The following is a 24,997-nucleotide window of genomic DNA, read 5'->3' on the forward strand; positions in this document are numbered from 1 at the left end:
TACAAAGGGCGTATGCAATACGCCCCTACTCAAAATTAGGTTAGATTGAGCGTTTCACTTCAACGATTTCAAACACTTCGATTTGATCGCCAACTTTTACGTCGTTGTAGTTTTTAACGCCGATACCACATTCCATACCGTTACGCACCTCAGATACGTCATCTTTGAAACGACGTAGAGATTCTAGTTCGCCTTCAAAGATTACAACGTTATCACGCAATACACGGATTGGGTTGTTACGTTTAACCACACCTTCAGTTACCATACAACCTGCGATTGCACCAAATTTCGGGTGGCGGAATACATCACGCACTTCTGCTAAGCCGATAATTTCTTGTTTGAATTCAGGCTGTAACATACCGCTCATAGCCGCTTTCACGTCATTTAATAGTTCATAAATGATTGAGTAGTAACGTAAATCGATGTTTTCTGCTTCAATCACACGGCGAGCTGACGCATCTGCACGCACGTTAAAGCCAACCATAATCGCATTAGAAGCCGCAGCTAAGGTTGCATCCGTTTCTGTGATACCACCCACGCCCGAACCGATAATTTTCACTTTCACTTCGTCTGTTGAAAGCTCCATTAATGATTGGCTGATAGCCTCTACAGAACCTTGTACGTCTGCTTTTACAATGATGTTCAACTCTGCCACATCGCCTGCTGCCATATTGCTGAACATATTTTCCAGTTTCGCTTTTTGCTGACGAGCAAGTTTCACTTCACGGAATTTACCTTGACGATATAATGCCACTTCACGAGCTTTCTTCTCATCACGCACAACGGTCGCTTCATCACCTGCTGCCGGTACGCCTGAAAGACCTAACACCTCAACCGGAATTGATGGGCCTGCGGATTCAATGTCTTTACCATTTTCATCACGCATTGCACGCACACGTCCGTATTCAAAACCACAAAGTACGATATCACCTTTGTTTAACGTACCTGATTGAACAAGGATAGTTGCAACAGGTCCACGACCTTTATCTAAGTAAGATTCGATTACCACACCGCTTGCCATACCGTCTTTCACAGCGGTTAATTCAAGCACTTCAGATTGAAGAATAATAGCTTCTAATAAGTCATCGATCCCCATACCTTTTTTCGCCGAAACAGGTACGAATTGTACATCACCACCAAATTTCTCAGAAATAACCTCGTGTTGTAGTAGCTCTTGCTCAACACGATCTGGATTTGCTTCCGGCTTATCGATTTTGTTTACCGCAACCACTAATGGTGCACCTGCTGCTTTTGCGTGTTGGATAGCTTCGATTGTTTGAGGCATCACACCATCATCAGCGGCAACTACAAGTACTACGATATCCGTTGCTTTCGCACCACGAGCACGCATTGAGGTAAATGCTGCGTGCCCCGGTGTGTCTAAGAAGGTAATCATTTTACCGTCATCAGTTTCAACGTGGTATGCACCGATGTGCTGAGTAATACCACCTGCTTCACCTGCTGCCACTTTTGCTTTACGAATGTAGTCAAGCAATGAGGTTTTACCGTGGTCAACGTGTCCCATAATGGTTACTACCGGTGCACGAGTTACTTTTTCTGCATTAGTATCACGATCTTCTAAAACCGCTTCTTCTAACTCATTTTCTTTACGCAGAATAACTTTATGACCTAACTCTTCCGCCACTAATTGTGCTGTTTCTTGATCGATAACTTGGTTGATGGTTACCATTTCGCCCATTTTCATCATCATTCTGATGATTTCTGTCGCTTTAACCGCCATTTTATTCGCAAGTTCAGCCACAGTAATGGTTTCGCCAATCACAACATCAGCCTTCACTACTTGAGCAGGTTTAGTGAATGCTTGTTGCAACGCAGCACCTTTCTTACCGTGTTTGCGTTTACCTTTCACTTCTTTTTGGTTACGGCGATCTGCACTGCGTTCGTTTTTATCATCTTCACGCCCGCCTTTCTTCGCTTTAGCCACTGCACCTTTATTATTGCGACCACGACTATTTTCGCTACGGCGATCATTATCACGATCAGCTTCACGGGCGTAAGAAGAGGTAAAACGTTCATCGTCAAAATCTTCGCTACCGTTATCTTCTGCTTCTTCACGCGCAATTTCAGCTAAACGGCGGGCATTTTCTGCTGCACGTTTCGCTTCCATTTCCGCTTTTTGCTGTGCAAGCTCTTCTTGCTTACGGCGTAATTCTGCTTCTTCTTTACGCTTCGCTTCTTTTTCAGGATCAAGGGCTTTTTCTTGCTTCACTTGAGCTGGAGCTTTTGGTTTTTCTTCTTTTGCTTTGCTGTTTGGCATTACAGGGGCAGCTGGTGTTTTACTAGTGGTCTGTTCTGTCGCTTTTTTTGCAGCTGCTTCTTTAGCCGCTTTTTCTTTGGCTTCCGCTTCTGCTTTTTCACAAGCTAATCTCTCAGCTGCCTCTTTTTCTGCTTTCGCTTTTGCAGCAGCCGCTTCTTTAGCCGCTCTCTCTTGCAATGCTTTTGCATCAATTTTTGGTTTTTTCTCGATTACTTCAACCGCTTTTACTTTACCGCTCGTGGTTGTTGTATTCACTTTACTTGCTTTGCGAGCACCGCCAAGCGAAAGTGTTTTTTTCTCTTCAGTCATTTTTTATCCTCTTTGCTTAGCTTAGTTGAACCAACAAATTTGACGTGCAGCCATAATTAACTCGCCCGCTTTCTCTTCTGAAAGCTCTTCAATATCGGCTAAATCATCAATACCTTGCTCTGCAAGTTCTTCAAGTGTCGTGATCTGTTTTTCCGCTAATTTGAATGCGATATGACGATCCATACCTTCAAGCGTTAATAATTTATCTTCAATTTGAGCTGATTTTAATAATTGCTCTTCTTCTAACGCTTTTTTCGTAATCGCATTCTTCGCACGAGATTGAAGCTCTTCAACTAAATCTTCATCTTCTAAACCATCAATCGCCGTTAAGGTATCAACTGGTACATAGGCAATCGCTTCTAATGAAGTAAAGCCTTCTTCAATTAAAACTTGAGCAAACTCTTCATCAATTTCCAATGCAGAGGTTAATAAGTTGATAATTTTACCGTCTTCTTCTGCATTTTTCTGAGTTAATTCTTCGTTTGTCATCACATTTAACGCCCAACCTGTTAATTGGGTTGCTAAACGCACGTTTTGACCGTTACGACCAATAGCTTGAGCTAAATTTTTCGCTTCAACCGCAATATCCATTGAGTGAGCGTCATCGTTAATCACAATAGAGCTTACATCTGCTGGAGCCATTGCATTAATCACGAATTGAGCCGGGTTTTCGTCCCATAAAACAATATCAACACGCTCGCCACCAAGTTCATTGCTAATAGCTTGAACACGAGCACCACGCATACCCACGCATGCACCTACTGGATCAATACGTTTATCGTGCGTTTTCACCGCAATTTTCGCACGAGAACCTGCATCACGAGCTGAACCTTTGATTTCAATGACACCTTCGCCAATTTCAGGTACTTCAAGTTTAAATAACTCCTCAAGCATTACTGGTTTTGCACGAGTAACGAAAAGCTGAGGGCCTTTTGATTCAGGTTTGATTTCATATAACACACCACGCACACGGTCGCCCGGACGGAAGTTTTCACGAGGAATCATATCTTCACGCACAATAACCGCTTCGCCTTTGATGTCTTCAGTTTTGCCAGCTAACTCAAGGAAAATATTATCACGAGTTACTTTCTTAACCGTTGCGATAATAATCTTGCCTAAATCAGAACGGAATTCATCAATAATTTTGGTTTTCTCTGCTTCACGGATTTTCGTTTTCACGACTTGACCGAAAGTTTGAATAGCCACACGACCAAACTCAATAGACTCCACTTCATCTTCGATGAAATCGCCTAGTTGTACGTTTGGATCTTCAAATTGAGCCGCTTCTAAGCTGATTTCACGCGTCATATTGCTCACGCTCTCAACAACTGCCCAACGGCGGAAAGTTTGGAAATCGCCCGTTTTGCGATCAACGACCACACGCACATCAATATCTAAATCACGGCTTTTCTTCGTTGCAATGGTTAAAGCGGTTTCTAACGCTTCAAAAATCGCTTCTTTTGGTAATTGCTTTTCGTTTGATACTGCTTCTGCAGCTAATAAAATCTCTTTACTCATTTTGTCAGTTTGCCTTCATCTTAAAAATTAAAAACGGGAACTAAATTTGCTTTTTGAATGTTACCAAATGCGAATTGACGATCTTCGTTATCTACGGTTAGGGTAATAAAATCACCCTCAACTGCTTTGATTTGACCTTGCCATTTACGGCGATCGAACATTGGAATACGCAAATGAATAACCACATCACGACCGATAAAACGCTCATAGTGAGCAATGGTAAAGAGCGGTCTATCTAAACCCGGCGAAGAAACTTCTAGGTTATATTTATCTGCAATCGGATCTTCAACATCAAAAATCGCACTCACTTGACGACTCACATCACTGCAATCATCAATGGTTACACCGCCTTCTTTATCAATATATAAGCGAACCGTTAAAAAACGCCCCGCACGTTGGCATTCAATGCCGACTAATTCAAAGCCTAATGCTTCAATAGAATCCAGCACAAGCTCTTCTAATTTTTGTTCTAAGGTTGCCAAGTTAATCTCCAAAATAAAAAAGCTGGATAACACCAGCTTTGATACGTTAATTCCTGTACCAATTTCCGTAAAAAAACCCCAGACGGGAAACCGTGGGGCTTTAAGCGGTTTGTTTTATGATGTAACAACCACAAGCGGTCATTTTTTACTAATTTTTTGCAAAATTAATTTTAAAACATCATATAAAACAAAACTCACAACTTTAACCAAAGCTGTGAGCTTAAAACTGGTTGCGGGGGCCGGATTTGAACCAACGACCTTCGGGTTATGAGCCCGACGAGCTACCAAGCTGCTCCACCCCGCGTCTGATGGGTCTTATTATAGGCTTTTAATGTAAAAATGCAAGCCTTTTTTAATATTTTCGCTCTAATTCCGCTTGATAGAACATTTTTAATCCATCTTTTGCTTTTATATCACCATACAATGTTTGGTAATAGTAGTCATAAGCCAACACATTCTGCACATAACCTCTCGTTTCATAAAACGGAATACTTGCGATAAATTCATCCATTACTAAAGTGCCATTACTGCGTTTGAGCCACTGCTCTACACGCCCAGCACCTGCATTATACGCCGATGAAATCAAAATACGGTTATTTGGATATTTTTCATTAAGCTCCATTAAATGCGTTGTGCCAAGCATAATATTGTTGAATGGTCTAAATAAATCTCGCTCGCCTCTAAAAGGTAATCCGTTATCTTTTGCCGTTTTTTCTGCAGTAGCGGGCAACATCTGCATTAGCCCTCTCGCATTAGCGTGTGATTGAGCTTGTGGATTCCAAGCACTCTCTTGGCGTGCAATAGCTTGGGCAAATGATTTGCTCACATTTTTACCTTGCAAGTTGAGCTCAAACCAATCTGAATAGGCATTTGGCAAGCGTAAATCAATATGATCAAAGGCTTTTATCTGAATTGTACCTTCCACCGCTAAATCATACCAATTTTGCTCTTTTGCATATTTAATAATAGCAAGTTGCGTTTTAACAGGCGAATTTTCTCCTGTTTCAGGTTTCACATTATTGATTAAATTAATCCAAGCTCGCTTAGCCTGATCAGCTTGCCCTATCTCACGTAATTCTTGAATACGCTCAAATTGCTTTTCATATAATTCACGTTGTGGTCGAGTTAAATCCGCCACTTCGATAACAGGTAATTGATAAGCCATACCTAATTGTTGTGCCGCCAGCATTGGATAGAAACCTCGCTCTTTGACTAATTCCTCAAATGCGGATTTACGTTTAGCTTCATTCTTTTCAATTTTTGCCGACCAATAACGCCATTCCGCCTTATTTTTAGCCTCATTTGACAGAAGATTTAACCACTCATTTAAATCTGAGCGTTGCCAAATTGCCATACGCAATCTGCGTTCTAATAGATTATCAGCCCCTAAGGTTTTAATCTGCTCATCACGCCAGAATTGGAACGTTGGCTCTTCATTATCAAAATGTCGGCTGATAAATGCAATTTTTAACGCTTTAAGCTCATCTTCACTAAATTGATATTTCTCAGCCCATAATTGGTATTGTTCAAATGTCGGATTCTCCAGTTTCTCTGGCTGAGTACGGATATATTTTGGCAATAATTCCATAATAATTACTTTATTTTCCGTTTTAAATACCGAATCAAGCGGTTGATTTTCAATAAAACTTTGCAACTCTTTCGGATTAGCCGATACTTTCTCAACTGAACTTAACCACGTTTTCAGATTTTCATCAGTTGCATTAAGTGCTAGATTAGCAATTTCCGCATTTGCATTTTGTTTGACTAATTCAACCGCTTTCAAACGTACTTTTTCATCTGTTTTTAAGCCCTGATCTCGCCAAAAACTTTCTAAATTCGCACAGTCAGGCGTTAATTTAGGATTAGCCAACCAGAAATCATCAAACTCTTTCACTAAGGCGGATAATTCTGCATTTTCTACTTTTTGCTCAACCATCGGATTTATTTGAGCTTTGCTTGCTGCAATTTCATAACGAGCTGAAAATAAACGACATTGATCCACTAACTGCATAGGCTTAACGACTTTTGCATATTCAACCAATTCTTCAAATTTCTGCTCACGATAAAGCAGCTCAAACAGAAAATTCTGCAACTGCCGTTGATATAAAGATTCTGGATATTTTGCTACAAAGGCTTTAACTTCTTGCTCTGTTGCTTGCTTCGATGTCATTTTAGCATTCAGCAGCTTCCATTCGGCTTCCATTTCTAACGGATAGCCCGATAAAGTCGCCAATAAACGTTGGATAACTTGCTCTGTTGTAGGCGATAAATTTTTCTGACTGACTGCCGCATCAACTAAATAATTAATCTGCTGAAAATTTTCTCTCTGCTTTAAACGTAAATTTTCTGCGTGCTGCAACTCTTTCTGATAAATCGCTAACCAATCATTTTTTAATTGTTTTAATTCTGTTTCAGTATAACTTTTTGATGGCTCTTGCCCAGCTCCTGCCGCAAAGGTATATTGGCTCGCTAAAAACAGGGCAAGCAAAGTTTTCTTCCACATAGTTTTCTCCTTAGTCGTGGGTTTTAGGCAGAAAAAGGCAAATAAAGTTCAATATGAATATTTCAAGAAAATATTGAATTAAAGTGAGAAATGATGAAGTTTAATGGAGGCGTGTCCCGGAGTCGAACCGAGCTACATGGATTTGCAATCCAGTGCATAACCGCTTTGCTAACACGCCACAAGATTTGAAAAATTGGAGCGGGAAACGAGGCTCGAACTCGCGACCCCGACCTTGGCAAGGTCGTGCTCTACCAACTGAGCTATTCCCGCATTTGAATGTTCCGTGAAAGAACAATGTGCATTTTACGGATTTATGATTTTATGTCAATGACAAAATGAAACTTCTGCTGCCAAATGCTGAAAAAAACTTCACTCAACTTCATTAATGTTTTAAAAATAATCAAGCGGTTGAATTTTGCAAAAAATTTACAAAAAACAACCGCTTGCTAGAACTTATCAATTAGCGTTTTTTCGCTTTCGCATTTGGCAAGTCTGTAATAGAACCTTCAAATACTTCAGCTGCTAAACCTACTGATTCGTGTAGGGTTGGGTGAGCGTGAATGGTTAATGCGATGTCTTCTGCATCACAGCCCATTTCGATAGCTAAGCCGATTTCGCCTAATAATTCGCCACCGTTGCTACCTACAATCGCACCACCTAATACACGGTGAGTGTCTTTATCGAAGATTAACTTCGTCATACCTTCTGAACATTCAGACGCAATCGCACGACCTGAAGCAGCCCAAGGGAATTTAGCCACTTCGTAGTTTAAGCCTTCTTGCTTACACTCTTTCTCTGTTTTACCTACCCAAGCCACTTCTGGCTCAGTATAAGCGATAGATGGGATCACTTTCGGGTCGAAGTAATGTTTCATTCCAGCAATAACTTCTGCCGCAACGTGTCCTTCGTGTACGCCTTTGTGAGCTAGCATTGGCTGACCAACGATATCACCGATTGCGAAGATATGTGGCACATTAGTACGAAGTTGTTTATCTACTGGAATAAAACCACGCTCGTCTACATGTACGCCTGCTTTACCTGCATCAATTAACTTGCCGTTTGGTACACGGCCGATTGCTACTAATACCGCATCGTAACGCTTAGTGTCGTTGCACGCTTTGCCTTCCATTGAAACATAGATACCGTCATCTTTTGCTTCAACTGCAGTTACTTTAGTTTCAAGCATTAACTTGAATTTTTTCTCGATTTGTTTGGTGTAAATCGCAACAATATCTTTATCTGCAGCAGGAATCACTTGGTCAAACATTTCAACCACTTCCACTTCTGAGCCTAAAGCGTTATAAACTGTCCCCATTTCTAATCCGATGATACCACCGCCCATAATTAATAGTTTTTTAGGTACTTCTTTTAATTTAAGTGCATCGGTTGAATCCCAAACACGTGGATCTTCGTGTGGAATGAATGGTAATTGAATTGGGCGTGAACCTGCTGCAATAATCGCATTATCAAAGTTAATTGTTGTTGGGTTACCATCACGGTCACGAGCCACTAATGTGTTCGGGCCAGTGAATGCAGCTAAACCTTCCACTACAGTAACTTTACGTGCTTTAGCCATACCAGCCAAACCGCCTGTTAATTTTGACACAACTGCTTCTTTACCGGCACGCACTTTATCTAAATCAATAGTTGGCTCACCAAAAGTAATACCATTGTGTTCAGCGTGTTTTGCTTCTTCGATTACTTTTGCAACGTGTAATAATGCTTTAGATGGGATACAACCTACGTTTAAACATACACCACCTAACGTTGAATAGCGTTCAACGATTACAGTTTCTAAACCTAAGTCTGCACAGCGGAATGCTGCAGAATAACCTGCAGGACCTGCACCAAGTACCACAACTTGCGTTTTAATTTCTTTACTCATATTTGCCTCAATTTGCTATACAAGCGGTCGATTTTGCAAAAAATTTTGTAAAAACAACCGCTTGTTAAAATTACATTACTAAACGACGAATATCTGCTAATACCGAATTGATATAAGATAAGAATCTCGCACCATCAGCACCATCGATTACACGGTGGTCAAATGATAATGACAATGGAAGCATTAAGCGAGGTTCAAATTCTTTACCATTCCAAATTGGCTGCATTTCAGACTTAGACACGCCTAAAATTGCTACTTCAGGGGCATTTACAATCGGAGTAAAGTGGGTTGTACCGATACCACCTAAGCTTGAAATCGTGAAACAGCCGCCTTGCATATCAGATGCCGTTAATTTACCTTCACGCGCTTTTTTCGATACTTCCATTAATTCACGAGAAAGCTCGATAATCCCTTTTTTGTTTACATTTTTAAATACTGGAACAACTAAGCCGTTTGGTGTATCTACCGCAACGCCGATGTTAATGTATTTTTTCAATGTTAAACGTTGTGCATCTTCAGAAATTGAGCTGTTGAAACGAGGGAACGCTTCTAATGCGCTTGCAACCGCTTTCATAATGAATACTACTGGCGTGATCTTCACATCTAACTTACGTTTTTCAGCTTCTTTGTTTTGCTCTTTACGGAAGTTCTCTAACTCTGTGATGTCTGTACGATCAAAGTGTGTAACGTGAGGAATCATTACCCAGTTACGGTGTAAGTTCGCACCAGAAATCTTATTGATACGGCTTAATTCAACTTCTTCAACTTCACCAAACTTGCTGAAATCAACTTTCGGCCACGGTAGTAAACCTAAACCAGCACCGTTTGCCGCACCAGTTGCTGCCGCTGCTGTTCCGCCTTGTTTTTCAAATACTTGAACAGCCGTTTTAACGTATGCTTGAATATCTTCTTTAACAATACGACCTTTACGACCTGTACCTTTTACTTTATCTAGGTTTACACCAAACTCACGAGCTAAACGGCGAATAACTGGTGTTGCGTGTGCATAACCTGCCGCAGAAACCACTTGCTCTTGGTTTAAACCAGATTGGTTTTGACCTGCAGGAGCTGCATCAGTTTTCGTAGGAGCTACTGCTTGTGGAGCTGGTGCTGAAGCTGTTTGAGTTACTGCTGGAGCTGGTGCAGCACCCGCTACTTCAAATTTCATAATTAATGAACCAGTTGAAACTTTATCGCCTGATTTCACTAAAATTTCTTTTACCACACCTGCAAATGGAGCTGGTACTTCCATTGAGGCTTTATCGCCTTCAACAGTAATTAAAGATTGCTCTTCTGATACAGAATCCCCTACTTTAACCATAATTTCAGTTACGTTTACTTCATCGCCACCGATATCTGGCACATTCACATCTTTAATTGCAGATGCTGATGCTTGAGCTGGTGCTGTATCAGGAACTGATTGTGCTGGAGCAGCTGATGCTGTTTCAAACTTCATAATTAATTTGCCCGTTGAAACTTTATCGCCCACGTTGATTAAAATCTCTTTTACTACACCCGCAATTGGTGCCGGCACTTCCATTGAAGCCTTATCGCCTTCAACGTTAATAATTGATTGATCAACTTCAACGCTGTCGCCTACCTTAACCATAATTTCAGTGACGTTTACTTCGTCTGAACCGATATCTGGCACATTCACTTCAACAACTGCAGATGTCGCTGCTGCCGGTGCTGCCGGTGCTGCCGCAGGAGCAGATTCTGCTTTTGGTGCTTCAGCCACTGGTGCTGCATCAGCTGATTCTAATACTAACATCGGAGAACCAGTTGAAACTTTATCACCTACTTTTACTAATACTTCTTTTACCACACCTGCTTCTGGTGCTGGTACTTCCATAGAAGCCTTGTCGCCTTCTACGTTAATAATTGATTGGTCTACCGAAATAGTATCGCCAACTTTTACCATCACTTCAGTAACGCTTACTTCATCTGAACCGATATCTGGTACATTAATTTGTTTTGACATTTTAAAATCCTTCTTAAGTTACCGCCTCTCCCCTTGTAGGAGAGGGACAGATTTTTCTTCGTTCAGAAAAAAATCAGGGAGAGGGGAATACAAGCGGTTAATTTTCTCAACATTTTTGCAAATAAACCTAACACCCTCTCTCTGCCAAAAGTTTCTCAACGAAACTTTTAGCTGTCTCTCTCCCATCAAGGGAGAGAGTATTAGAAATTACGCATATAATGGATTAATACGATCCACATTTAAGCCAAATTTAGCAATAGCATCAGCAACCACTTTAGTTTCTACTGTGCCTTCTTTCGCTAATTGAGAAAGAGCTGCAACTACCACATAACGCTCATCAACTTCGAAGTGTTCACGTAAGTTCGCACGGCTGTCTGAACGACCGAAACCATCTGTACCTAAAACGTGATAGTGTTTGCTTGGTACATATGCACGGATTTGTTCTGCATAAAGTTTCATATAGTCAGTTGCTGCAACGGTTGGAACATCATCTAACACTTGTGCTACATAAGGAACACGTTGTTCTGCTGTTGGGTGTAATAAATTCCAACGAGCTGCATCTGCACCATCACGACCTAATTCGTTGAATGATGGCGCTGAGAATACATCTGCTGTTACGCCATAGTCATTTGCAAGAATTTGTGCCGCTAAGCGAACGTGACGCATAATTGCACCCGAGCTTAATAATTGAACACGACCTTTACCTTTACCTTCAACGGTTTCAAATTTATATAAGCCTTTACGGATACCTTCTTCAGCACCTGCTGGCATCGCTGGTTGGTCTGTAATTTCGTTTAAAGTTGTGATGTAGTAGAAGACATTTTCTTGATCTTCACCATACATACGGCGAATACCGTCTTGAACGATTACTGCCACTTCAAATGCAAATGCTGGGTCGTAAGTTACACAGTTCGGGATTACACCTGCTTGGATATGGCTATGTCCATCTTCGTGTTGTAAACCTTCGCCGTTTAATGTTGTACGACCTGATGTACCACCGATCATAAAGCCACGAGCTAATTGGTCGCCAGCTAACCACATCATATCGCCTACACGTTGGAAACCGAACATTGAGTAGTAAATGAAGAATGGAATCATCGGTAAGTTGCTTACAGAGTATGATGTTGCTGCAGCAACCCAAGATGCTGTTGCACCTAACTCATTGATACCTTCTTGTAATACTTGACCATCTTTCGCTTCACGATAGTAAGCCACTAAATCACGGTCTGATGGTATATAGTTTTGACCGAATGGATTGTAAATACCAATTTGACGGAACAAGCCTTCCATACCGAAAGTACGAGCTTCGTCCGCAATGATTGGTACAATTTGCTTACCGATATTTTTATCTTTTAATAACGTATTTAATACACGAGAAAATGCCATCGTGGTTGAAATACCTCGCGGCTGCTCATCTAATAGAGCTTGGAACTCTGATAATTCAGGCACTTTAAACTCAACAGTAAATTTCGGTTTACGAACCGGAACATAGCCGTTTAAGTCTTTACGTTTACCGTGTAAGTAGTTGTATTCTTCTGAGCCTTCAGCAAATTTGATGTAGTCTAAGTTTTCAACTTGCTCATCGGTTAATGGTAATTCAAAGTAATCACGGAAACCTTTTAAGCTCTCTAATGACATTTTTTTCGACTGGTGCGCGGTATTTTTACTTTCCGCTTCAGGAATACGGTAGCCTTTTACTTGTTGAGCTAAAATCACAACAGGTTTGTCTGATTTTTGTGCTTTTGCGTAAGCTGCATACAATTTTTCAGAATCGTGTGCACCACGGCGTAATGCCCAGATTTCATCATCTGTCATATCAGCAACTAATGCTGCAGTTTCCGGGTAACGACCGAAGAAATGTTCACGAACGTAAGCACCGTTTTTTGATTTGAAGGTTAAGTAGTCACCATCAACTACCTCCATCATTAATTGTGCTAATTTACCTGATGTATCTTTAGCGAATAATTTATCCCACTCGCTACCCCATAATACTTTAATGACTTCCCAACCTGCACCTGTAAATACGCCCTCTAATTCTTGAACGATTTTGCCATTACCATTTACCGGACCATCTAAACGTTGTAAGTTACAGCTAACGGTGAAGATTAAATTGTTTAATTTCTCACGGCCTGCGAATGATAATGCACCTTTAGACTCAATTTCATCCATCTCGCCATCACCTAAGAAAGCATATACTTTTTGATCAGCCGTATCTTTTAAACCACGGTGTTCTAAATATTTTAAGAAACGAGCTTGGTAGATAGCATTAACAGGACCTAAACCCATTGATACGGTTGAGAATTGCCAGAACTCAGGCATTAATTTAGGATGTGGATAAGAGGACAAGCCATCAGTAAAGGCTTCTTGGCGGAAGTTATCCATTTGCTCTTCAGTAATACGACCTTCTAAAAATGCACGTCCATACATACCTGGCGCAGCGTGCCCTTGGAAGAAGATTAAATCACCACCGTTTTTCTCAGTTGGCGCTTTAAAGAAATGGTTATAGCAAACTTCATACATTGTCGCTGCTGATTGGAATGTTGAGATGTGCCCACCTAAGTCAAGATCTTTTTTCTGGCTACGCAAAACCGCTGCAATCGCATTCCAACGTACCGCAGAACGAATACGACGCTCGATTTTATGATCACCTGGATAAGCTGGTTGCTCAGAAACAGGAATCGTGTTCACATAATCTGTTGTTGTCCCTGTTGGTAATGGTACGCCTCCAGCACGGGCTTGGCTGATAACCTGTTCAACAATAAATTGAGCACGCTCTAAACCTTCTTCACGAATTAACGAATCAAGTGATGCTAACCAATCTTGAGTTTCGATTGGATCTACGTCATTTCTTAAGTTCTCTGACATAGTATTCTTCCTTATTAAAATTAATGATTGAAGTAATAAATAACAAAATTTTAACAAATTTTGCTTATTTGATGGTTTTTAGACCAATTTTTACTGAAAAAATTCATTTCAAATCGCTATTTTGAATTTCTTCTTCATTGAAATTTAAGACTAAAAACCACAAGTAAATCTATTATCTATTTGATTTTAAACACTTTTTATAAAAAACTATAAAATTTGTTTAAATTTTATAGATAAATTTGTAGTGCAAGATAGCAAAAATCGCTGATTTTGTCCAATTTTCAAGGGGTAGGCTTACACCTCACTTTGTGCAAAATAAAGCAACGTTACACACTATTTTGATTTAAGCAAACTTTCGCCACATTTTGAATAAGAGATGGACCTTGATAAATCATCGCAGAATAAAGCTGAAGTAAACTCGCACCAGCATCAATTTTCTCTTGTCCACTTGCTAGCGAGTGAATTCCCCCACTTCCAATGATAGGTACACGCCCTTTGAGTTCTGTAGATAGCCTTGAAATCAATCGAGTACTTAATTGATGTAGTGGCTTACCGCTTAATCCCCCTTGCAGTTCAGCGTGCGTTAAACCCGCCACACTTTCACGAGAAAGCGTGGTATTACCGGCAATGACACCATCAATTTGATGTCGAACTAGGCTATCTGCAACAGAAGCAATTTCTTCATCGGTTAAATCAGGAGCTATTTTTAATACAAGCGGTCGATATTTGCCAATTTTTTGAAAAAGTTGTGCTTGTTCTTGCTTAAGGTTCGCCAGTAAATCATCTAAGGCTTCACCATACTGTAAGCTACGCAAATTTTTAGTATTGGGTGATGAAATATTCACTGTTACATAATCGGCATATTCATATACTTTACGTAAGCAAATCAAATAATCATCTAGGCTACGCTCAATCGGTGTGATGGCATTTTTTCCTATATTAATCCCTAGAATGCCATCATATTTCGCTTTTTTCACATTCTCAATAAGAGCATCCACTCCTTTATTGTTAAAGCCATTGCGGTTAATAATACCTTCAGCTTCCAACACTCGAAACTGCCTTGGCTTAGGATTACCATCTTGTGCTAATGGAGTAACAGTTCCTACTTCAATAAAACCGAATCCTAATTTACCAAAACCATCGATAGCCTCACCATTTTTATCCGCTCCTGCTGCTAGCCCAATAGGATTCTTAAATTTAAGCCCCATTACTTCAGTAGGATTATAAGGAATAGGCAAAAGTGAACAAGGCAGCTTACCAATAAGTGATAAACTTTGGATAGAGAACTGATGGGCTTTTTCTGCATCAAGAGAAAATAGAACTTTACGGATTAAGGAATACATAGTCATTATCTTAATAAATACAAAATGTAAAAAACCCAATCTTTCGATTGGGTTTTTATCTCAAATAAATTATGCATCAAACATCGCAGAGATCGATTCTTCATTGCTAATGCGACGAATCGCTTCAGCAAGCATTCCTGATAAAGTTAAAACACGCACTTTATTAAGTGCTTTGATTTCATTGCTTAATGGAATAGTATCTGTTACCACAATTTCATCTAATGCAGGATTTGCTAAGTTTTGAGCCGCAGAACCAGAGAATACGGCGTGTGTTGCATAAGCAAATACACGGCGAGCACCACGCTCTTTTAATGCTTCCGCAGCTTTTACTAAAGTACCACCTGTATCAATCATATCATCAACCAAGATACAATCACGATCTGCAACATCACCGATAATGTGCATTACTTGAGAAACATTTGCTTTAGGGCGGCGTTTGTCGATAATCGCCATATCGGTATCATTTAATAACTTAGCAACTGCTCTTGCACGAACTACCCCGCCAATATCTGGAGATACCACGATTGGATTGACTAAATCTGATTTTTTCAAAATGTCATCAATTAACACCGGCGAACCAAATACGTTATCAACAGGTACATCAAAGAAACCTTGAATTTGCTCTGCGTGTAAGTCACAGGTTAATACTCTATCAACCCCCACGCTTGAAAGGAAGTCTGCTACCACTTTTGCGGTAATAGGCACACGAGCTGAACGCACACGTCTATCTTGGCGAGCATAACCGAAATATGGGATAACTGCGGTAATACGCCCTGCCGATGCACGGCGTAACGCATCAACCATAACAATCAATTCCATTAGATTATCATTCGTTGGTGCACAAGTTGATTGCACGATGAAAATATCGCCTCCACGCACATTTTCATTGATTTGCACTTGAATTTCACCATCACTAAAACGACCAACAGTTGCATTACCTAATGATGTATAAAGTTGTTTTGCAATACGATTAGCAAGTTCCGGCGTTGCGTTGCCCGCAAACAGTTTAATATCAGTCATCGAATGATCCTTTGGTTATCGGTGGTTAGTTTGGAATAATGTTTGATGTAATGGCGAAATATTTTTCCCTTTCGCCACAAAGCCAAATGTCTCTTTTGGCTTATGTGCAAAAACCTGTTCGGCTTCCGCTTTGGTATTAAATTCGGCGAAAATACAAGCACCTGTACCCGTCAGCCTAAACATTGCATATTGTAACAATTCTTGCATAAGATCTTCAACTACAGAATACCTTTCTCGTACAACTTTTTCGCAATCGTTTGCCCATTTTGAAGATAATAATTCTGATAAAGTGCGTTTTGGTGTGTTTCTCGGTAAATGTGGATCGTTAAAAACCACCGCTGTTGAAATTGAAACATCAGGCTTTAATACTACATACCATTTTTCTTCTGGCTCACAAGGTGTTAAAACCTCCCCGACCCCTTCAGCAAAGGCGGCAACACCTCTCACAAAAATGGGAACATCAGCCCCTAAACTTAGTCCTAATTCCGCTAACTGCTCAAGTGAAAGTCCTGTTTGCCATAAGTGATTTAACCCAACCAACACCGTTGCTGCATTTGATGAACCACCGCCAACACCACCGCCCATCGGCAAATTTTTAGTAATACTAATTCTCGCTCCTTTGCTACAAGCAGTCGTTTTTTGCAAAAGTTTTGCAGCTCGATAAATTAAGTTATCTTCAACTGCTACACCTTCAACTTGATTGAGTAGCTCAATTTCAGGACTATTTGTGATTTCAATCTCAATTTCATCGCCAAAATCCAAAAATTGAAAGAGCGTTTGTAACTCGTGATAACCATCTGCCCGTTTATTGGTAATATACAAAAACAGATTTAATTTAGCAGGGCTGGGTAAAGTGACTTTTTCCATTAGTAAGTCCATCTATCAATACGGATCTTCAATGTTTGAGTACCGTTCTCGAGCACAATTAATTTTGGTAAGTTCGGTACAAGATCTTCGTGGTATTCCACATAGCTCGCTTTCCAAACCGTTCCATTTAACGGATAGCTAAATTGTGAGAGCTGACGTTTTTCATTCACAACATAATTACTGCCTTTTTCAGGCTGACCTTTTACCCAATAAGCAAATTGATCTATAGGGAATGAAACCCCAATAATCTCTTCCATCAACGCATTCACATCACGATCAGAACGAGAATGACCCTCGCTATCCGACACCGTCAAACCTCGTTGATTACGCACTAATTTAAGTGATTTTGAGGAAAGATTAGAAGAAAGTTCTAAACCAAAATTCGTTGGCGTATTGTATTGCCAGTTGAAATGAGAAGAAAAACGCTCTTCTGGTGAAATATAACCAAATTGCCCTGTTGCTTTATAGCCCTGAATTTTAGCTAATTGAGCCAAATGCTGCTGCCATTGCGGATCGTTATGTGGAATTTCTACCGTTGGCTTTTGCACTTCGGTTGGTGCATTTAACACCGAGTTACAACCAGTTAGGACGATTAACGCCCCAAGTGATAAAAGTTTTGTCAGTTTTTTCATAATACTCTTAAATTGTTATGGAACGAAAATTTTCCGCCCCACAAATAATATGGAAATGATTTTGCAAATTTTCAGCCAAAATCAACCGCTTGTTACGCTCCAAATTGTAAACTATGCAGCTGTTTATAAGCCCCACCTTGAGCCAGAAGTTCTGTATGACTTCCTCGTTCAATGATATTTCCGTGATCGATCACCAAAATTTCATCAGCTTTTTCAATCGTGGATAAGCGATGAGCAATAACCAGCACGGTGCGATCTTTTTGCAATACTTCAAGTGCTGACTGAATAGCTCTTTCTGATTCCGTATCTAGTGCTGAAGTGGCTTCATCAAGCACTAAGACAGGCGAGTTTCGTAACAAGGCACGAGCAATCGCTAAACGCTGGCGTTGCCCGCCCGATAAACTCGCTCCATTTTCGCCAATCACGGTATCTAGTCCATTATCCAGTTTTTCAATAAACTCCATTGCGTGAGCTGCTTTTGCAGAAGCAATGATTTCTTCTCGGCTGTATTTATCCGTTGCGGCATAAGCAATGTTATTGGCAATCGTATCGTTAAATAAGTGAACTTGTTGTGAAACCACCGAACATTGTTCACGCAAATTCTTCAAGGTGTAATCTTGAATGTTGATGCCATCCAGTAAGATCTCACCATCATCAACATCATAAAAACGAGTTAATAAATTCGCAATGGTTGATTTGCCCGAACCTGAACGCCCAACTAAAGCAACTGTTTTTCCTTTAGGGATCTCAAACGAAATATTGTTCAAGGCTTTTTCCTCTTTGCCCACATAAGTAAAACTGACATTTTTAAATTCAACATTACCTTCAGCTTTTTCCACTCGCACCGAGCCGTTATCTTTCTCGGTTTTTAAATCTAAAAATTCAAATAATGTTTGGCACGCTGCCATACCACGTTGGAACTGTGAGTTCACATTCGTTAAAGATTTTAACGGACGTAACATTGCCATCATAGAAGAAAAGACAACGGTAAATGAACCTGCAGTAAGATTTTCGCTCATTACCTCTGGGAAAGTTGCCACATAAAGCACGGCTGAAAGAGCAAAGGAAGCAATAAGCTGCACCACGCCATCAGAAATACCATCAGCCGAAACTACTTTCATTCCTTTGCGACGCATATCATTACTCACACGTTCAAAGCGATCTTTCTCTACTTTATGCCCACCAAAGGAAAGTACCTCTTTATGCCCTTTGAGCATTTGCTCGGTGGTAATGGTCAGCTCTCCCATTGAGTTTTGAATATTACGGCTTAATTTGCGGAAATATTTGGAAACAAAGCCAATCAGCATACCGATAATCGGTGCCATAATAAATAGCACAATCGAAAGTTGCCAGCTGGTATAGATCATCACAACGAATAAGGAGATCAAATACGCCCCTTCACGCACAATAGTCACTAATGAATGTGAAGCGGAACTTGCCACCATTTCTGTGTCATAGGTAACACGAGAAAGCAAACGCCCTGTTGGGTTATTATCAAAATAACTGACAGGCATATACATTAAATGTTGGAAAATTTGACGGCGTAAGTTCATTACCACCTTGCCTGATACCCACGCTAGGCAATAGCTCGCAATATAGTTAGTTATGCCACGCACTAAAATAAAGACCACAACAAGCACAGCCATTAGCTTAAGAAAATCGTGATTAGCTTGCCCAAAGCCTTCATCTAACAGGGGTTTAAGTAAATAAATAAGGCCGGAATCAACCAACGCATTGAATACCAACGCAATAGCCCCTGCAATCAAGCCTGCTTTAAAAGGGCTAATCGTTGGCCATAACCGTTTAAAAGTCTTTATCGTTGAAAGATCTTTTTCTGAATTAATTTGTTCTTTCATAATTCGTTCTTTTTATTGAAAAATCGCGCTATTGTACCTTGATTTTTAGGTCTAACCAAATTGGTTTGATTTCTGATTAACATTTAATCAACACTAGTAGAATAACACCACTACAACTTTAAATACGAGCGGTGCAAATATTGAAGAAAGTACACCGCAGGCAACTAAGGCAATAGAGCTATAACTCCCTGCTTTCATACTATGTTCTAAGCACCGACCTGTACCTAATGCGTGTGAAGCCGCTCCTATACTTAATCCTATCGCCATAATATTTCTTACTCTGGCAAATCGCAGTAGCATAAATCCTAAAATAGATCCGACCACACCTGCAATCATCACCCCCACGGCAGCTATTGCGACATTGCCGTTAATTTCATTGGTAATAATAATTGCCATCGGCATTGAAACTGATTTAGGCAGGGCTGCTGCTAACATCTCTTGGTTTGCGCCAAACAATAGCCCAAAACCAATACCTGTTAGCATTGTTACTATTGTACTAAAGAGCAGAACTACCGAGATCTGACGCCATTTTTTGCGGATATAAGGCAGTTGCTCGTAAAACGGATAAGCCAATGCCACAACCGATACACCTAACAAATTATTCAATACCGCATTACCTTGATAATAGTCTTGGTAAGGAATATCAAAAACGACTAGCACCCCAATGATTAAAGAGAGTGCAATGAGGAAAGGATTTAGCAAACTAATATTCAGCTTTTGGCTGATTTTTAGCCCTAAAAAGAACATCAATACGGTCAAAATAGAATATAAATAGATCACTTTACCCCCTTTTGCGATGGAAAAGCCATTGAGCAAAAATACCAATCAGTATAATGGAAACTAAGGTGCTTAATGCCGTTGCCAGCACAAAGGTATTCAAGTTTTGATGGAGTAAATCAAAATGCTCCATTAAGCCTGCACAAATCGGTAGAAAAAAGAGCGTCATATAACGGGTTAAAGACTTAGCACTGGGTGTAACCCATTCTATTTTGATAATACCAAGCACCAAGCAACCAAATAAAAGCAACATCCCTAAAATGCTATCGGGAATGCCGATTGGGAAAAATGAAGTAATTAGCTTGCCTAAATAGAGCATTACAAAAAGTAAGGCAAAAGAGGCTAGCATACGAAAGATCTGTATAAACATATTGCTCCAAACAAGCGGTTCTTTTTTATCTATAATTTGCAAAATTATAGGAAAATATGACCGCTTGTATCTCTAACTATGCGTTTAAAAATTGAATAACAGCGTTCAAATCTCTGGTTCGCTTCGAGGGCGGTAAACTTTTCAAGAAGGTTTGTCCATAATTCCTCATTACCAAACGGGAATCGCAGATAATCACTACTCCTCTGTCTGTTACATCTCGAATTAAACGCCCAGCACCTTGTTTTAAGGTAATCACCGCTTCGGGGATCTGAATATCATTAAACGGATCACCTCCTTGCAATCGACAATCTTCCATTCGGGCTTTGAGCAGCGGTTCATCAGGCGAGGTAAAGGGCAGTTTATCAATAATCACAAGGGAAAGATCATCGCCTCGTACATCTATTCCCTCCCAGAAACTTTGGGTTGCCACCAGCACGGAATTTTCTTCTTTTACAAATTTTTCCAACAAACGGCCTTTGCTGGTTTCGCCTTGTAATAACACATTAAGCGAGCTATGTTCCCGTAAAAAATCAGCCAAGCCCCGCATCATATAATAGGAAGTGCAAAGTAAAAAACAACGTCCTTTGTTTGCTTCAATCACAGGTTTTAATAGCTGCCCTAATGCGGTAAGCGTGTGAGCTTTATTGGTATCAGGCAAATAGCGAGGCACACAAAGTAACGATTGGTTTTGGTAATCAAAAGGGCTTTGCAACACCAATTGCTCGGCATTTTCAATGCCTAGCCGCTGGCAAAAATGGTCAAAAGTGCCGCCCACTTCAAGGGTGGCAGAGGTAAACACCCAGCCAATTTGCTGATTTTTCAACTGCTCGCCAAATTTATCGGCGACAGTGAGAGGCGTAATATGTAACCCAAAAGATCGTCCATTCGCTTCATACCAATAGCAATAACCTGTTACAGTGGTATCCATCAACTTTTTAAGACGAACTTTCACTTCTGCTAATCGCTCAAAAATTTTATCTAAGGTTTCAGAACGACCGAGTGATTTCTTCACCACTTCACTTAAAAAATCGATGTTCTCAGCCACTTTTACCAAGCCATCAACCACTTTTTTATCCCGAAATAGATCTCGCAAATTGCCTCGAATCTGCCCTTCTCCGCCCATTAATAAGCGAAAATCTTGCACCACTTTCATTAGATGATCAGAGGCTTTGCCTAATTGAGCTACATCTTTTAATTCAGTACGGTAAACGATGTTGGTATCTTTACAGATATCGAATAATTGACGAGAAGAGAGCGATTGCCCGAAGTATTGGCTGGCAGTATCGGGGAGTTGATGTGCCTCATCGAAGATCACCAATTCTGCCTCTGGGATCAGCTCCCCAAAACCCGTTTCTTTTACTGCCATATCGGCACAAAATAAGTGATGATTAACCACCACCAGATCCGCTTCCATCGCTTTACGGCGAGCCTGTACCACATAGCAATCTTTGAAATGTGGACAATCTGAACCTAAACAACTTTCGGTGGTACTCACCAGCTGCGGTAAAATCGGGCTATCTTCAGCGATGGTAATACATTCGCTTAAATCCCCTGTTTTAGTGGAATTTTGCCATTTGCTGATTTTTTTCAAATCCGCCAACACCGATTTATCGCCCAATACGCCCATTGCGGTAACTTGATCTAATCTATCTAAACAGAGATAGTTTGCCCTGCCTTTAAGTAAGGCAATTTTGCCTTTGTATTTAAGGGCTTTTTGAATGGTGGGAAGATCTCGATTAAAGAGCTGATCTTGCAGATTTTTCGAGCCAGTAGAAACAATGGTTTTCTTACCTGAAAGCAAAGCAGGTACTAAATAAGCAAAGGTTTTCCCCGTTCCGGTCCCCGCCTCCACCACCACAGGCGTTGCAAATTTTACCGCTTTTCCAACCGCTTGAGCCATTTCAAGCTGAGCTTGGCGTGGGCGAAAGCCATTGATATTTTGGCTGAGTAAACCATCATCGCTAAAAGCGTGGATAATTTTATCGTCGTATTTTGTCATTTAGAAATGAGTAAGCGGTTGAATTTGCAAATTTTTTTGTAAATTCAACCGCTTGTAAAAGTAAAAAATTAGGGCTTTTTAGATAATTGTTCTTTCGATATTTTATTAATTACATAGAGCCAACTAAATGCAAATAGATTTAAGATTAGTAAGCCTATCGTTAAATTCCAGCCTAATTCCATCACAAAATCTCCTTTAGTTGTCGTAACTTTCTGCCGAGCGTTAGAAAAACGTAAATGCTTAATACTAATAATGTAGAATTAATTAACTTAGCTAACGTCGGTTCTTTTCCAAAGAGTATAACAGGAATTGCCAAAATCGCAACTTTAGCCACATCAACTGAGATCTTCGTCCAATCATCTAAAGTTTCTTTTTCCACTGGGGTTTTAAATATACTTAGCATAAAAATGCTCCTTTTGAGAATATTATTGAAGATTTCAATCTATTTCACAAAAAGAGAATTTCATTTTTTCGATCTGTGTCGAAAAATTAATTGCCTAATAGTAGTCCATCATCGCTTAGTTGTTCGTGGCGATTTTGTTGGAACAGTCGCAGTAAATCTGGCACGTCCATTTTTTGCCGTTGCTCGCCCGAAACATCAAACGCTACTTGCCCTTGATGAAGCATTACGGTTCTATCGCCATAATCTAGGGCTTGTCGCATTGAGTGCGTGACCATTAGCGTAGTTAATTTTTGCTCTCGAACAATTTTATTTGTGAGTTCCATTACAAAATCGGTAGTTTTCGGATCAAGGGCTGCGGTATGTTCATCGAGTAATAAAATGTTAGATGGCTTAAGCGATGCCATTAAAAGGCTAACGGCTTGGCGTTGTCCGCCCGATAATCGCCCCATTTGGTCGGTTAAACGATTTTCTAAACCCAGTCCTAAAAGAGATAGCTTTTCTTTGAATAACTCTCGCATTTGGCGTTTAATCGCAAAGCCTAAACCACGTTTACCGCCACGTTGATAAGCCAACGCCATATTTTCTTCAATGGTTAAACTTTCACAAGTGCCTGCCATTGGGTCTTGGAATACACGAGCCACTTGGTTAGCTCGCTGCCACGTTGTAGTGTTATTAACTTTATTACCTTGAATGATAATCTCACCACTATCAACCAAGCAATCTCCACTAATCGCATTAAGCATTGTGGACTTCCCTGCTCCGTTACTGCCAATCACAGACACAAATTCGCCTTGCTCTACTTTAAGCGATAAGCCTCGTAACACCGGGTTTTCAATCGCCGTGCCTTTATTGAAGGTAATGAATAAGTTATTTAATTCAATCATCTTAACCTCTTTTACCTGCCAATTTTTGCTTAATTCTTGGTACAGCTAACACAATCACAACCAATAAGGCGGTAATTAAATTCAGATCTTGCGGCCCAAAGCCAATGCCGTTTAATGTGTCGTTATTCAATGCAAGGGCAATGAAGAAACGGTAAAGCACCGAGCCAATAATCACCGCAAAAGTCAGCCAAATAATGCGTTTAACTGAGAAAATAGCCTCACCAATAATCACCGCTGCCAAGCCGATCACTATCGTTCCCACGCCGATGGAAATATCCACCCCACCGTTACTTTGCACATACAATGCACCACCTAACGCAATAAGAGCGTTAGAAATCGCCATACCTAAAATAGTCATTTTATTAATTGCGATACCTTGTGCTTTCGCCATACGGCTATTTGTGCCTGTTGCTCGAATGGCTAAGCCTGTTTCGGTTGCAAAAAATAGATCAAAGAGGCATTTCACAATCACAACCACCAGCAATGCCATTACAAGGCGAACTAAGGCTAATTGCAGATCACTTTCGATAGGCATTACATCATAAATTGTCGTTTCGCCTAGAATTGCAATGTTCGGCATTCCCATAATACGTAAATTAATGGAATAGAGGGCGATCATCATTAAGATACTTGCCAGTAATTTCTCAATTTTGAAACCGATATGCAGGCTTGCCGTAATCATACCAGCCACAGCCCCCGCTAAAGTGCCGTATAAGGTTGCTAGCCAAGGATCGACTTGATTTAAAATGCTAATCACACAAACTGCCCCACCGAGTGGAAAGCTACCGTCTGCCGTTAAATCAGGGAAATCTAGAATTTTGTAAGAAATTAATACACCAAGTGCGACAAGGGCATAAATTAAACCTAGCTCTAATGCCCCAATCCAAGTGATATTGGTTAAAAAGGAACTTAAAAAATGAATAAGACTGTCCATTTGTTTAGTATAGTTAATGAAATCACAACAAATGCACTACTATAGTAGTACAAATTAAAGTGGCATTTTACGCTATTTTAAAGATAAAATC

Annotated in this window: 18 protein-coding genes and 3 tRNA genes; all 21 read right to left on the reverse strand. The window is 40.3% G+C overall.

From position 1 onward, the window contains the following. Nucleotides 1–40 precede the first annotated feature (40 nt). Nucleotides 41–2,587, reverse strand: a complete 2,547-nt coding sequence (infB, locus tag ACERCG_RS04930; RefSeq protein WP_373610950.1) for a translation initiation factor IF-2 — start codon at nucleotides 2,585–2,587, stop codon at nucleotides 41–43. A gap of 21 nt (nucleotides 2,588–2,608) precedes the next feature. Beyond that, on the reverse strand, nucleotides 2,609–4,105 hold the full coding sequence (gene nusA / locus ACERCG_RS04935) for a transcription termination factor NusA (protein ID WP_373610951.1): 1,497 nt from the start codon (nucleotides 4,103–4,105) through the stop codon (nucleotides 2,609–2,611). 20 nt (nucleotides 4,106–4,125) lie between these two features. Then, entirely contained in the window at nucleotides 4,126–4,587 is a 462-nt protein-coding gene (rimP, locus tag ACERCG_RS04940; protein ID WP_025236139.1) for a ribosome maturation factor RimP, read from the reverse strand. A gap of 227 nt (nucleotides 4,588–4,814) precedes the next feature. Further along, a tRNA-Met gene (locus ACERCG_RS04945) sits at nucleotides 4,815–4,891 on the reverse strand. Between the two features lie 48 nt (nucleotides 4,892–4,939). Continuing rightward, nucleotides 4,940–7,090: a transglycosylase SLT domain-containing protein gene (locus ACERCG_RS04950; RefSeq protein WP_373610952.1), complete on the reverse strand. Its 2,151-nt coding sequence runs from the start codon at nucleotides 7,088–7,090 to the stop codon at nucleotides 4,940–4,942. Between the two features lie 104 nt (nucleotides 7,091–7,194). Further along, nucleotides 7,195–7,268: transfer RNA gene (locus ACERCG_RS04955), tRNA-Cys, on the reverse strand. 16 nt (nucleotides 7,269–7,284) lie between these two features. Then, nucleotides 7,285–7,360: transfer RNA gene (locus ACERCG_RS04960), tRNA-Gly, on the reverse strand. A 190-nt stretch (nucleotides 7,361–7,550) separates the two neighbouring features. Beyond that, nucleotides 7,551–8,975, reverse strand: coding sequence for a dihydrolipoyl dehydrogenase (gene lpdA, locus ACERCG_RS04965; protein WP_373610953.1), 1,425 nt, complete (start codon nucleotides 8,973–8,975; stop codon nucleotides 7,551–7,553). Between the two features lie 70 nt (nucleotides 8,976–9,045). Next, on the reverse strand, nucleotides 9,046–10,956 hold the full coding sequence (gene aceF, locus ACERCG_RS04970) for a pyruvate dehydrogenase complex dihydrolipoyllysine-residue acetyltransferase (RefSeq protein ID WP_373610954.1): 1,911 nt from the start codon (nucleotides 10,954–10,956) through the stop codon (nucleotides 9,046–9,048). Between the two features lie 207 nt (nucleotides 10,957–11,163). Next, nucleotides 11,164–13,821: a pyruvate dehydrogenase (acetyl-transferring), homodimeric type gene (aceE, locus tag ACERCG_RS04975; protein WP_373610955.1), complete on the reverse strand. Its 2,658-nt coding sequence runs from the start codon at nucleotides 13,819–13,821 to the stop codon at nucleotides 11,164–11,166. Between the two features lie 326 nt (nucleotides 13,822–14,147). Continuing rightward, on the reverse strand, nucleotides 14,148–15,164 hold the full coding sequence (pyrD, locus tag ACERCG_RS04980; protein ID WP_373610956.1) for a quinone-dependent dihydroorotate dehydrogenase: 1,017 nt from the start codon (nucleotides 15,162–15,164) through the stop codon (nucleotides 14,148–14,150). Nucleotides 15,165–15,233: 69 nt separating this feature from the next. Then, the gene (locus tag ACERCG_RS04985) at nucleotides 15,234–16,184 is read right to left on the reverse strand and encodes a ribose-phosphate pyrophosphokinase (protein WP_373610957.1); all 951 of its coding nucleotides are present in this window, start codon (nucleotides 16,182–16,184) and stop codon (nucleotides 15,234–15,236) included. Nucleotides 16,185–16,199: 15 nt separating this feature from the next. After that, nucleotides 16,200–17,063, reverse strand: coding sequence for a 4-(cytidine 5'-diphospho)-2-C-methyl-D-erythritol kinase (gene ispE, locus ACERCG_RS04990; protein WP_373610958.1), 864 nt, complete (start codon nucleotides 17,061–17,063; stop codon nucleotides 16,200–16,202). Beyond that, the gene (gene lolB, locus ACERCG_RS04995; protein ID WP_373610959.1) at nucleotides 17,051–17,683 is read right to left on the reverse strand and encodes a lipoprotein insertase outer membrane protein LolB; all 633 of its coding nucleotides are present in this window, start codon (nucleotides 17,681–17,683) and stop codon (nucleotides 17,051–17,053) included. The genes ispE and lolB overlap by 13 nt, the downstream gene beginning before the upstream one ends. A gap of 92 nt (nucleotides 17,684–17,775) precedes the next feature. Further along, nucleotides 17,776–19,539, reverse strand: a complete 1,764-nt coding sequence (msbA, locus tag ACERCG_RS05000) for a lipid A ABC transporter ATP-binding protein/permease MsbA (RefSeq protein WP_373610960.1) — start codon at nucleotides 19,537–19,539, stop codon at nucleotides 17,776–17,778. A gap of 93 nt (nucleotides 19,540–19,632) precedes the next feature. Continuing rightward, nucleotides 19,633–20,319: an LrgB family protein gene (locus ACERCG_RS05005; RefSeq protein ID WP_373610961.1), complete on the reverse strand. Its 687-nt coding sequence runs from the start codon at nucleotides 20,317–20,319 to the stop codon at nucleotides 19,633–19,635. A 1-nt stretch (nucleotide 20,320) separates the two neighbouring features. Continuing rightward, nucleotides 20,321–20,686: a CidA/LrgA family protein gene (locus tag ACERCG_RS05010; RefSeq protein WP_373610962.1), complete on the reverse strand. Its 366-nt coding sequence runs from the start codon at nucleotides 20,684–20,686 to the stop codon at nucleotides 20,321–20,323. A 76-nt stretch (nucleotides 20,687–20,762) separates the two neighbouring features. Further along, nucleotides 20,763–22,685, reverse strand: coding sequence for an ATP-dependent DNA helicase (locus tag ACERCG_RS05015; RefSeq protein ID WP_373610963.1), 1,923 nt, complete (start codon nucleotides 22,683–22,685; stop codon nucleotides 20,763–20,765). A 181-nt stretch (nucleotides 22,686–22,866) separates the two neighbouring features. Then, a complete protein-coding gene (locus ACERCG_RS05020) occupies nucleotides 22,867–23,088 on the reverse strand; it encodes a hypothetical protein (RefSeq protein ID WP_373610964.1) in 222 nt (73 codons plus the stop codon). An 86-nt stretch (nucleotides 23,089–23,174) separates the two neighbouring features. After that, nucleotides 23,175–23,972 (reverse strand): ABC transporter ATP-binding protein, encoded by a 798-nt coding sequence (locus ACERCG_RS05025; protein ID WP_373610965.1) that lies wholly within the window; start codon nucleotides 23,970–23,972, stop codon nucleotides 23,175–23,177. 1 nt (nucleotide 23,973) lies between these two features. Beyond that, complete coding sequence (locus tag ACERCG_RS05030; protein ID WP_373610966.1) at nucleotides 23,974–24,906, reverse strand: ABC transporter permease; 933 nt, start codon at nucleotides 24,904–24,906, stop codon at nucleotides 23,974–23,976. Between the last annotated feature and the right edge of the window lie 91 nt (nucleotides 24,907–24,997).

It is taken from the genome of Mannheimia sp. E30BD (genome assembly GCF_041807785.1).
Taxonomy (GTDB): domain Bacteria; phylum Pseudomonadota; class Gammaproteobacteria; order Enterobacterales; family Pasteurellaceae; genus Mannheimia.

Excerpts from the sequence above, each read along its gene's own strand:
- ispE (WP_373610958.1), bottom strand. The coding sequence starts at position 17,063 with ATGGACTTACTAATGGAAAAAGTCACTTTACCCAGCCCTGCTAAATTA.
- ACERCG_RS05020 (WP_373610964.1), bottom strand. The coding sequence starts at position 23,088 with ATGCTAAGTATATTTAAAACCCCAGTGGAAAAAGAAACTTTAGATGAT.
- infB (WP_373610950.1), bottom strand. The coding sequence starts at position 2,587 with ATGACTGAAGAGAAAAAAACACTTTCGCTTGGCGGTGCTCGCAAAGCA.
- ACERCG_RS05015 (WP_373610963.1), bottom strand. The coding sequence starts at position 22,685 with ATGACAAAATACGACGATAAAATTATCCACGCTTTTAGCGATGATGGT.
- ACERCG_RS05010 (WP_373610962.1), bottom strand. The coding sequence starts at position 20,686 with ATGTTTATACAGATCTTTCGTATGCTAGCCTCTTTTGCCTTACTTTTT.
- msbA (WP_373610960.1), bottom strand. The coding sequence starts at position 19,539 with ATGAAAGAACAAATTAATTCAGAAAAAGATCTTTCAACGATAAAGACT.
- lpdA (WP_373610953.1), bottom strand. The coding sequence starts at position 8,975 with ATGAGTAAAGAAATTAAAACGCAAGTTGTGGTACTTGGTGCAGGTCCT.
- ACERCG_RS05025 (WP_373610965.1), bottom strand. The coding sequence starts at position 23,972 with ATGATTGAATTAAATAACTTATTCATTACCTTCAATAAAGGCACGGCG.
- lolB (WP_373610959.1), bottom strand. The coding sequence starts at position 17,683 with ATGAAAAAACTGACAAAACTTTTATCACTTGGGGCGTTAATCGTCCTA.
- pyrD (WP_373610956.1), bottom strand. The coding sequence starts at position 15,164 with ATGTATTCCTTAATCCGTAAAGTTCTATTTTCTCTTGATGCAGAAAAA.
- aceF (WP_373610954.1), bottom strand. The coding sequence starts at position 10,956 with ATGTCAAAACAAATTAATGTACCAGATATCGGTTCAGATGAAGTAAGC.
- ACERCG_RS04985 (WP_373610957.1), bottom strand. The coding sequence starts at position 16,184 with ATGACTGATATTAAACTGTTTGCGGGCAACGCAACGCCGGAACTTGCT.
- ACERCG_RS05030 (WP_373610966.1), bottom strand. The coding sequence starts at position 24,906 with ATGGACAGTCTTATTCATTTTTTAAGTTCCTTTTTAACCAATATCACT.
- nusA (WP_373610951.1), bottom strand. The coding sequence starts at position 4,105 with ATGAGTAAAGAGATTTTATTAGCTGCAGAAGCAGTATCAAACGAAAAG.
- ACERCG_RS04950 (WP_373610952.1), bottom strand. The coding sequence starts at position 7,090 with ATGTGGAAGAAAACTTTGCTTGCCCTGTTTTTAGCGAGCCAATATACC.
- aceE (WP_373610955.1), bottom strand. The coding sequence starts at position 13,821 with ATGTCAGAGAACTTAAGAAATGACGTAGATCCAATCGAAACTCAAGAT.